Raw genomic sequence first — 10,094 nt, 5'->3', positions numbered from 1 at the left:
TATATCGGTTTAACGATATTATTTCACAGGGTAAAGATAGATAGTTTTTCCTTGTATTTTATAGTCGAAGGGCGTAATGAACTGTAACGCTTTTAAAGCCTCTGCTAAACTTTCTTTTTCAAATTCTCCGGTAAACCTATAATCCTTCAGTTTAGCTGACTCAAAGACGAAATCTACGCCATACCACCTCGATAAACGCAAGCTCAGTTCAGCGAACGTTTCATTTCTGAAAAGGAGTTTGTTATTCATCCATGAGGTCTCCAGAATTGCATTCTTATCCTCTTTGTAATAAGTGATCGGTGTAATGCTGTAAATGTCTCCGTTCAAATGTTCAACGCCTGGATCAGCTGCATGCTTTAACGTGAATTTCTCTGCAGGGTTTAACAGCAGATGTTTTTCAGGTCTTTTGTTCAGTGTGATTTCTACTTTTCCTCTTAGCAGGATAGTTTCAGTGGTACTTTCGTTAGGATAAGATTTCACATCAAAGGCTGTACCGAGTACTTTAACGCTAATGTTTTTGGTATGTACGATGAATGGATGCTGGTGATCTTTGGCGACATCGAAAAATGCTTCACCGGTTAAATAGACTTCTCTGGTCTTGCCTTTAAATGATACGGGATATTTAATTTCACTCGCAGCGTTTAAAGTAATCTTACTGCCATCGGCAAGTAAAAGTGTAGAAGTTTGCCTGCCCGGGTTAGCTGATTTCTTCCAGGCCATAGTTACAGGAAGATTAGCTGCATCTTTTGCCTTGAAAAACTGGTAAGCTAAAAAAGTACAAAGGCCGAAAATAAAAATGGCTGCAATACGGTACCATTGCTGAAATGAACGTTTGGCAGTTGCCGGAGTGAAAATCGGTTTAGGGTCTGAACCAACAACATTGATCCGTTCTTTGAGCTGTTGAAATACGATATCTATGTTCTCATAAGGCTGTTCCTTCCTTTGGAAATAGGCACTTAAAGATTCATATTCACGTCTGTAATCTTCGTTTGCTGCAAGCATCGCCATAAAACCCTGATCATCATCGGCGGAGATTTCACCCGATAATTTTTCGCTAAGTAATTCAGTGAATTTTTGATCAGTCATTGGACGTTATTTATGCTTTGTATAGAGTAAGTACCCTTTTTTGTTAAAATTGCTTACAAGAAATGAAAAATATGTAAAAAAAATATTAAAACTGTTAAATCGATTGTATTATTGTCAGGTTTATTTTTTGTATAAATATGCTGATAAGCTTTAAGACTTATCCTTAATTTATCTATTGCCCTGAATAATTGTGTTTGTACTGTTCTTGGTGAAATCTCCAGAATTTCCGCAACTTCTTTGTATTTCATCCCGTTTTCTTTAATGAGCTTAAAGATGATCCGGGCCTGCTGCGGAAGCTTGTCAATTGCCTCATCTAATTTATGGTGCAATTCTTTATTTTCCAACTGTTTTTCAGGATTGGTGTTGTCCATCAACTGGAATTCATTAGCAGGTTCAATTTCTACTAAATGAATGTTGGCATTTTTCTTAATATACTTCAGGGATTGGTTCCTGACAGCTGTAAAAAGATAGGTCTCCAGGTTCAGAATAACTGTTTCTGCTTTTCTGTTTTCCCAGCATCTCACAAAGATGTCGGAGATAATCTCTTCGGCTACTTCTTTTCTGCCTACATAATAGATGCAGAATTTAATCAGCTTGTTAAATAAAAGATAATATAAAACTTCAAAAGCTTTAACATCATCCTCCACGCAAACCTTTGTCCATAAAGGAGATAAATCAGGTTTCAAAGCTTTTAACAGTTAATTGATTAATAGAATAGTAATAAGAAGGGGCAAGTTAAATAATAAAAACAATTTTCTTGTAGGCAATTCCTGTTAAAAAGGGGTCTCTACCTTAACGCGTATTTTTTTTATTAAAATACCGGGTTTGTCCTCACGGATTATTGAAGGCAAAGAGCTAACCAAAATATTTAACTGTAATCAGCAAAATGAAAAAAACATTACAATTGACGTGTTTACTACTTTACGCTTCGTCGCATGCATTTGCAACGGTAAAGTCAGATCATCCTAAACTATTAACTCCTTTAATGAACATTCCAGGTTTCTCTGCTGCCGATGAGGTAAAGGGAACAGTGCGTGATGCAACCGGAACAACTTTACCAGGGGTATCAGTGCAGGTCAAAGGGACTAAGCTGGTTACGCAAACCAATGCGTCCGGACAATATGGTATCACTGCTAAAGCGGGCGATATCATCGTTTTCTCTTATATAGGCTATGATAAACAAGAAGTCACAGTTGGCACCCAGGCGACTGTTGATATCGTGATGAAATCAAGTGCCCAGGAATTAAATACAGTAGTCGTAACAGCTTTAGGGGTTAAGAAATCAGAAAAGTCACTTACTTATGCTACCCAGCAGATCTCTAATAAAGATTTGACAACGGTAAAAAGTGATAACTTAATGAATTCATTAAACGGAAAAATTGCTGGTGTGGCAATTTCACCAAGTGCTTCTGGTGTGGGTGGTTCTGCAAAAGTAATTTTGCGTGGAAACAGATCAATCGCTGGGAACAATCAACCTTTATATGTGATTGATGGTGTACCTATGTCTAATGGTTCCAACAGTAACAGTCAGCCAACCAATACAATGGGTGGAAATACCAACGTAGACGGTGGTGACGGGATCTCCAATCTGAATCCTGATGATATTGAGAGCATGAGTGTACTAAAAGGTGCTTCTGCTTCTGCTTTATACGGAAGTGATGCCGCAAACGGTGTAATTGTGATTACGACTAAAAAAGGAAAAGCTGGAAAAGCAATTATCAATTACTCCAGCTCTTTACAAGTAGACAACGCTTCTTTCAAGCCAGAGTTTCAAAATAACTATGGACAAACTTCAGCAGGATCAACTGATAGTTATGGCCCGAAGATTTCTAATGGAAATCAGGATAACCTGAAACAGTTTTTTCAGACTGGAACAAACTTCACGAATTCGATCAACTTATCTGGAGGGACTGAAAATGCGCAGACGTATGTATCTTATGCAAATACAGCTGCCAGAGGAATTCAGCCTGGAAATAAGTTAAGCAGACATAACTTTAATATGCGCGAAACAGCACGTTTCCTGGATAATAAATTGACTGTTGACGGAAATATCAATTATATCGCACAAAAAATTGATAACACTCCTGGTCTTGGACTATATTTCAATCCACTTACAGGTTTATACCTTTTCCCTAGAGGAAATGATATCACTCCTTATAAAAATCAATACGAGCTTGGTGACCAGCAAGGTTACAACAGACAGAGTTGGTTTGTACAGAAGAATGATGTTCAGCAAAATCCATGGTGGATCACCAACCGCAACTTAAACTTCAGTAACAGAAACCGTATTTTATTAAACGGTAGTGTTAAATATGATGTAAACAACTGGTTAAGTTTACAAGTAAGAGGAAACTTAGACAGAACTGCTGATAGTTACGAACAGGATCTTTACTCAGGTACCACTGGCGTTCTTTCTAAAGAGAATGGACAGATGATCTTGAATAACCAGACTGTAGAACAAAAATATGGTGATTTCCTGGCTACTTTAACAGCGCCTAAAATGGGTGACTTTAAGCTTGACGGAATTTTGGGTACAAGTATTAAAGACATTCGTACCACTGGCGTTACTATCGGAGCTGGACAAGGGTTAAATACACCAAACCTATTTATCACGCAAAATACGGTGTTGAATTCAACAGTGAGTAATGCAAAAACTTTACCTGCAAATGGTAACCAATTGCAATCTATCTTCGGAAATGCCAACCTTTCTTATAAGGATTGGGCGTTTTTAACCGTAACTGGTAGAAATGACTGGTCTTCAAACCTTGCATTTACTCCGAACGGATCTTATTTCTACCCATCTGTTGGTCTTACATTCATCTTAAACCAGATGTTCCATCTGCCAGACGTAATTTCTTATGCTAAAGTAAGAGGTAGTTATGCAGAGGTTGGTAACAGTGTTCCGCAATATGTGACTAACCCGGTTAACTATACTGATGACAGTGGTTCAATTGTAGTAAGTACAGTAGCTCCTTTCCCAAAATTGAAGCCTGAAAAGACTAAATCATGGGAATTTGGTACGGACATGAGATTTTTCGAGAATAAATTAAGCTTAAGCTTCAGTTATTACAAGTCAAATACTTACAACCAGTTTATCCAGATTGCACCTTCGGTAGCTACAGGTTATTCTATTGGTTATGTAAATGCGGGTAACGTACAGAACACTGGTTTTGAATTTATGTTAGGTTATAATGCGATTAAAACCTCTGATTTTGAATGGAATACATCTTTCAATGGTTCGAGAAATAAAAACGTGATTATTGATGTGGCTTCTAAAGAAGGGATCAATGAATTTATAATGACCGGAAATTATAACAATGGTTATGAGTCTCACATTACTACTGGTGGTTCTTATGGCGATATTTATGGAAAGACGTTAAAACGTGATGACCAGGGCCGTATTTTAATTGGTTCAAATGGTACGCCGATCACGAATGGTGATTTTAATTATGTAGGTAATTCTAATCCTAAATTCCAATTGGGATGGAGTAACAATTTTAACTACAAAAATTTCAGCCTGAGCCTTCTTGTTGATGGAAAATTTGGTGGCCAGGTGATGTCGATCACTCAGGCAATGCTGGATGAATATGGTGTTTCAAAAGTAAGTGGTGAAGCGCGTGACCGTGGTTTTGTTTCCATCAATGGTGTGGATCCAAATGGAAAAGCAGTTACTCAGATCGATCCTCAGGTATGGTATAAAACCATCGGTGGAAGAAATGGTGTAACAGGTGAATATATGTACAGCGCTACGGTAGTACGTTTGCGTGAGGCATCTTTAGGTTATACCTTCCCAATCAAAGACAAGTTTGTTAAAAACTTGAAATTTGCAGTAACAGGAAGAAACCTATTGTATTTCTACAAGAAAGCTCCATATGATCCTGAACTTACACTTTCTACTGGAAACGGACTTTCAGGTGTTGATGTATTTAATCAGCCAGCTATCCGCAGTCTTGGTTTTAACCTTAATGTTACTTTCTAAGAACCCTTATTAAAATTTAAACAAATGAACACGAGTCATAAATTAATAAATAACAGCAGCCTGACCAAATTTGCCCGTTCTGGTGCGGTCATTTTATCTGGGTTATTATTGCTTACTGCAGTAGGCTGTAAAAAGAATTTTGAAAAAAATGCAACTGACGGAACAGGTATTCCTGACAGTGAAATTAAATTGCCTACGCTACTTCCACCATTACAATCTTCTATCTTCAGAAACTACCAGATTGCACAAAATTTAAGTGCAGATGGTTTCTCGGGATACATGATGTCTCCAACTCCTTTCATGGCGAATTACGACCTGAATTATTCTCCATTTGATGGTTGGGATAAAGCAGGATTTAATGACCAGTATACTTATGTAATGGCGCCTGTTAACAAAATGGCAAGATTAGGCCTGAGAACTGCTAATCCTGATTTATGGGCTATTGCCTTAATCATCAAGGTAGAAGCGATGCATAGAGTTACGGATAAATTTGGCCCGATTCCATACAGTGCTGTTGGTAAAACATTAACCAATACGCCTTATGACAGTCAGCAAAGTGTATACAATCAGTTCTTCAATGAGCTGGATACTGCGGTTAACAATCTGCAAACTTTTCAGGCTGCAAACCCTGGTGCAAAGCCTTTCACCGCTTATGACAGGATTTATAACGGAGATTACTCCAAATGGATCAAGTTTGCAAACTCTTTGAGATTGCGTTTAGCGATGCATATTGTTAAAGCTGATCCTGCAACTGCGAAGTTACAGGCTGAGAAAGCAATGAGTGCTGCGGGTGGTCTATTAACAGATGCTACTGACAATGCAGCTATTGCAGTTGCTCCAGGGGCCGTTAATGATCTGTTTCAATTGACTAACGATTATAGTGATAACCGTTTAGGTGCAACACTTGCTACGTATCTTGTTGGATATAATGATCCAAGATTATCATCGTTTGCAACTCCGGCAACGGATCCTGCTTTTGCTGGCCAGTATATTGGGATCAGGATAGGTTCTAACCTTCCATCTAAAAGTGCCTATGTCAATTATGCAAGTTTGAATGTAGTTAAAACGTTTAAAAATACAGCTCCTCAGCAAATAATGACAGCTGCTGAGATCTGGTTCTTAAAAGCAGAAGCTGGTTTAAGAGGCTGGGCTAATGCAGGAGATCCAAAAACAAACTATGAAAAAGGTATTACAGTATCTATGTCACAATGGGGCGTTACTGATGCAACTGCGTATATCAATGATGCAACCAGTAAACAAGCTGATTATGTAGATCCAAAAAATGCTGTAAATAACATTAAGGCGGTTTCTACGATGACCATTAAATGGGATGATGCTGCTGCTAATGAAGTGAAATTAGAACGTATCATGACGCAGAAATGGCTGGCTGTTTTTCCTGAAGGACAAGAAGCATGGACAGAATTCCGTCGTACTGGCTATCCAAAATTATTCCCTGTAGTGAACAACACAAGTAACGGATTGATCGATACACAAATTCAGATCCGCCGTTTGCCTTATCCTTCGAATGAGAAGACCTCAAATGGTGTGGAGCTTGCAAAAGCTGTACAATCAATTGGTGGACAAGATAATGGTGGCGTGAGAGTATGGTGGGATTTAGCCAAAGGTAATTTCTAACACAATTAAATTACACACACCGGTCTTTTTATCGTCTGTTTCAGGCATAGAAAGACCGGTGTTTTTTTATTTTTACAAATTATATGAGTAAAATGAGTAGAAAAAAAACAGGTCTGATCTTTATTTGCAGTTTCATTTTTAGTCTTAATCTGAGCGCGCAGAATAAATTAAGTCAGTACGTAGATCCGATTATTGGTTCGGATGCACATGGACATGTATTTGTTGGTGCGAATGTTCCCTTCGGAGCAGTTCAGTTAGGCCCCACCAACATTTTTGAAGGTTGGGACTGGTGCAGTGGTTATCATTATTCCAGCAATACAATCGTAGGTTTTACCCACACACATTTGAGTGGTACCGGAATTGGTGACCTGAACGATGTGCTGGTTATGCCTGCTACAGGCAAAGTGCAATTGGATAAAGGGACTAAAACTGACCAGAAGAATGGATATGTTTCTACTTTCTCTCATGCCAATGAAATTGCTAAACCGGGATATTATAGTGTTATTCTGGATAAATATAAAATTAAAGCAGAGCTTACTGCTTCAGAAAGAGTTGGCTTCCACCGTTACACTTTTCCTGCAAAACAAGATAATCCACATGTAATGCTGGATTTAAGTGACGGGATCGGCTGGGATAAACCTGTGGAAACCTATATCAAACAAGTAAACAGTACTACTTTGGTTGGTTACCGTTTATCAACCGGCTGGGCTAAAGATCAGCGCTTATATTTTGCCGTTAAACTGTCACAACCTTTAAGCAGTATGTCACTTTACGATAGCACGCAAGTAACTAAAGGTATGGAAGGAAAAGGCAGAAAGATGAAAGCTGTACTAAACTTTAAAGCTATTGCGCAAAATGTGTTGCAAATGAAAGTTGGTATTTCACCAGTAAGTTATGAAAATGCACTGGCCAATATAACTGCAGAGATTCCAGCATGGGATTTCGCGAAAGTTGTGGCATCGGCCGATGTCAAATGGAATAAAGAACTGGCTAAAATTCAGATCGAAGGAAGTAAAGAGACTAAAAAGGTTTTTTATACTGCTTTGTATCATACAATGATCGCTCCAACGCTATTTAATGACGCGAATGGTGATTACCGCGGAACTGATAAGAAAGTTTATCATAAGCCCGGATTTGATAACTATACTACCTTCTCACTGTGGGATACCTACCGTGCTTTTCATCCTTTGTATACCATTATTCATCCGGATAAAGTATCAGACATTATCAGTTCATTCCTGGCTATTTATAAACAACAAGGCAAATTACCTGTATGGCACTTAATGGGAAATGAAACCAATACAATGATTGGCTATCACGCGGTACCGATTATTGCAGATGCTTATTTGAAAGGTTACAGAAATTATGATGTTGAGCTTGCTTACCAGGCAATCAAAAATTCTGCAATGCAAAAAGAAGACGGGATAGAATATGCGCAAAAGTTGAAATATATCCCTGCTGATAAAGTCAATGAAGCGGTTGCAAAAGGACTGGAATATGCAATTGATGACTGGTGTATCGCCCGTATGGCAAAAGCAATGCACAAAGAAGAAGATTATGTGTATTTCAGCAAAAGAGCTAAGTTATATGCTGAATATTTTGATCCGCAAGTAGAATTTATGCGTGGTAAACTGGCAGATGGCAGCTGGCGCAAACCTTTTGATCCGGTAGCTTCTAAACACCGCGAAGATGATTATACTGAAGGAAATGCCTGGCAGTATACCTGGTTGGTTCCACAAGATCCTGAAGGTTTAATTCACCTGTTTGGTGGCGAAGCTGGTTTTACCAGGAAATTAGATTCTTTATTCAGCATCAGTTCTGTTGTAGAGGCAGGTGGCTCACCTGATATCAGTGGTTTAATTGGTCAGTACGCACAAGGAAACGAACCAAATCACCACACCCCGTATCTATATGCTTATGCTGGAAAACCATGGAAAACAGCGCAGGTAGTACGTCAGATCACGGATTCATTGTATACTTCTAAACCTGACGGCCTTTGCGGTAACGAAGATTTAGGACAGATGTCATCCTGGTATGTCTTTTCTGCTTTAGGGTTTTATCCGGTGAACCCAGCTAACGGAGAATATGTATTTGGTTCTCCACTGGTAGATCATGCAGTGATTAATCTGCCGGGTGCAAAGAAATTCGAACTTAAAGTGATTGGAAACAGTCCTAAAAATAAATACATCCAGAAGGCCATTTTAAATGGCAAACCTTATACTAAGAACTATCTCAGACATGCAGCTATTGTTGCAGGAGGGGAGCTGACCTTATACATGGGCGATCAGCCTTCCGCTACCTGGGGGGTAAATTTAGAAGACCGGCCTAAATCTGCCGGAGCTAAATAAGTTCAAGCATAAAAAAGCGGCCCTTTACAGTGCCCCCAGAAAGTGTCTAACTTTTTGGGGGCACTGTAAAGGGCCGCTTTTTGTATTAAATAATATTATCTGGCTATTTCACCTCGTTATAGTTGATATTTAGTTTCTCCAGTTCTTCAGCTGCATTAGCTCCTCTTTCTATATAGATGTTAAAGGCTGCTTTATTTCTAAAGTCTTCTTCTCCGGGATAGTTAGGCACATTGTCCCATTGTTCAGCTACATCATTTAATAAACCCAGTAAATTTGTCTTTCTGGCCGGGTTCTTTTCCTCGCATAAGAAAAAGGAATAATTACGGACTACAATAGCAAACCGGGTTTCTTCCAGCCAGCTTAAATCATTCAGTAACTCTTCCAGTGAATCCAGGCTGCTGCTATAATAATCAGGAAAGTCAAGTTGTCTGGCTAATTCGTGAATAAATTCATCCACAGTAACAATTTCACGTCCATTAATATTGACGGTACGTGCATTGTCTTTAATCAAATCCTTTTCTTTTCCAGCTTCAAAGAGGCAAAATCCATTCATGTCTTTAAAATTTTGTAAATGTTTTATAATGATCTCCGGTATAATACCGGGTGCCATCTGCTCCAATTATAATTCGTTCAGTCCCTCTGTTCTGCCCTTTGACTTTGGGGTTCACATCATACTCCTTATATGCTACCCCCTGCGGTAATAGCCCTTCGCGGTTCTTGAAGACTGTGCCGCCAACATAACCCTGTGGAGCTTTGTTGTTTTTAGCTACATATGCAGCAACAGTATAAGCCTTTTGCGGAACACCAGCTACCTTCACATTCTCTTCAGCATCTGCATCAGTTGATGATGAACTATCAAGGGCAGTTTTCTCCTGTTGGGTTGTGGTCTGATCAGTTACCGCAGAAGATCCTTTGCAGGAAAAAAGCAGGAGACAACAAGTAATTAAAGCAAGTAGAATTCTCATAATTTAAACGGTCTCCTTAAATATCAATGATTTATATGATAAATTTATAAGATTCTGAAGAATTAATAAAATGATAATCCC

At 38.7% G+C, this 10,094-nt stretch carries 7 protein-coding genes; 3 read left to right on the top strand and 4 right to left on the bottom strand.

The window, feature by feature from the left end; genetic code table 11:
- Positions 1-18: 18 nt before the first annotated feature.
- Together AY601_RS18515 and AY601_RS18510 are read right to left on the bottom strand one after the other, a co-directional pair.
- Positions 19-1,086, bottom strand: a complete 1,068-nt coding sequence (locus AY601_RS18515; protein WP_068403773.1) for a FecR family protein — start codon at positions 1,084-1,086, stop codon at positions 19-21.
- Positions 1,087-1,139: 53 nt separating this feature from the next.
- Positions 1,140-1,772, bottom strand: coding sequence for an RNA polymerase sigma-70 factor (locus tag AY601_RS18510; RefSeq protein WP_198163554.1), 633 nt, complete (start codon positions 1,770-1,772; stop codon positions 1,140-1,142).
- A 200-nt stretch (positions 1,773-1,972) separates the two neighbouring features.
- Between AY601_RS18510 and AY601_RS18505 the strand changes: the two genes are divergently transcribed.
- The 3 genes from AY601_RS18505 (at position 1,973) to AY601_RS18495 (ending at position 9,048) form a co-directional block, all read left to right on the top strand.
- The gene (locus AY601_RS18505; protein WP_068403768.1) at positions 1,973-5,065 is read left to right on the top strand and encodes a SusC/RagA family TonB-linked outer membrane protein; all 3,093 of its coding nucleotides are present in this window, start codon (positions 1,973-1,975) and stop codon (positions 5,063-5,065) included.
- A 24-nt stretch (positions 5,066-5,089) separates the two neighbouring features.
- A complete protein-coding gene (locus AY601_RS18500; protein ID WP_068403766.1) occupies positions 5,090-6,700 on the top strand; it encodes a SusD/RagB family nutrient-binding outer membrane lipoprotein in 1,611 nt (536 codons plus the stop codon).
- 92 nt (positions 6,701-6,792) lie between these two features.
- Complete coding sequence (locus AY601_RS18495; protein WP_068403764.1) at positions 6,793-9,048, top strand: GH92 family glycosyl hydrolase; 2,256 nt, start codon at positions 6,793-6,795, stop codon at positions 9,046-9,048.
- 103 nt (positions 9,049-9,151) lie between these two features.
- Here AY601_RS18495 and AY601_RS18490 read toward each other — a convergent pair whose 3' ends face one another.
- A complete protein-coding gene (locus AY601_RS18490; protein ID WP_068403762.1) occupies positions 9,152-9,601 on the bottom strand; it encodes a barstar family protein in 450 nt (149 codons plus the stop codon).
- 4 nt (positions 9,602-9,605) lie between these two features.
- A complete protein-coding gene (locus tag AY601_RS18485; RefSeq protein WP_068403760.1) occupies positions 9,606-10,013 on the bottom strand; it encodes a ribonuclease domain-containing protein in 408 nt (135 codons plus the stop codon).
- Positions 10,014-10,094: the final 81 nt, after the last annotated feature.

Origin of the sequence: Pedobacter cryoconitis, assembly GCF_001590605.1 — a bacterium.
GTDB lineage: Bacteria > Bacteroidota > Bacteroidia > Sphingobacteriales > Sphingobacteriaceae > Pedobacter > Pedobacter cryoconitis_A.
This window is presented reverse-complemented; position numbering and strand designations above follow the sequence as displayed.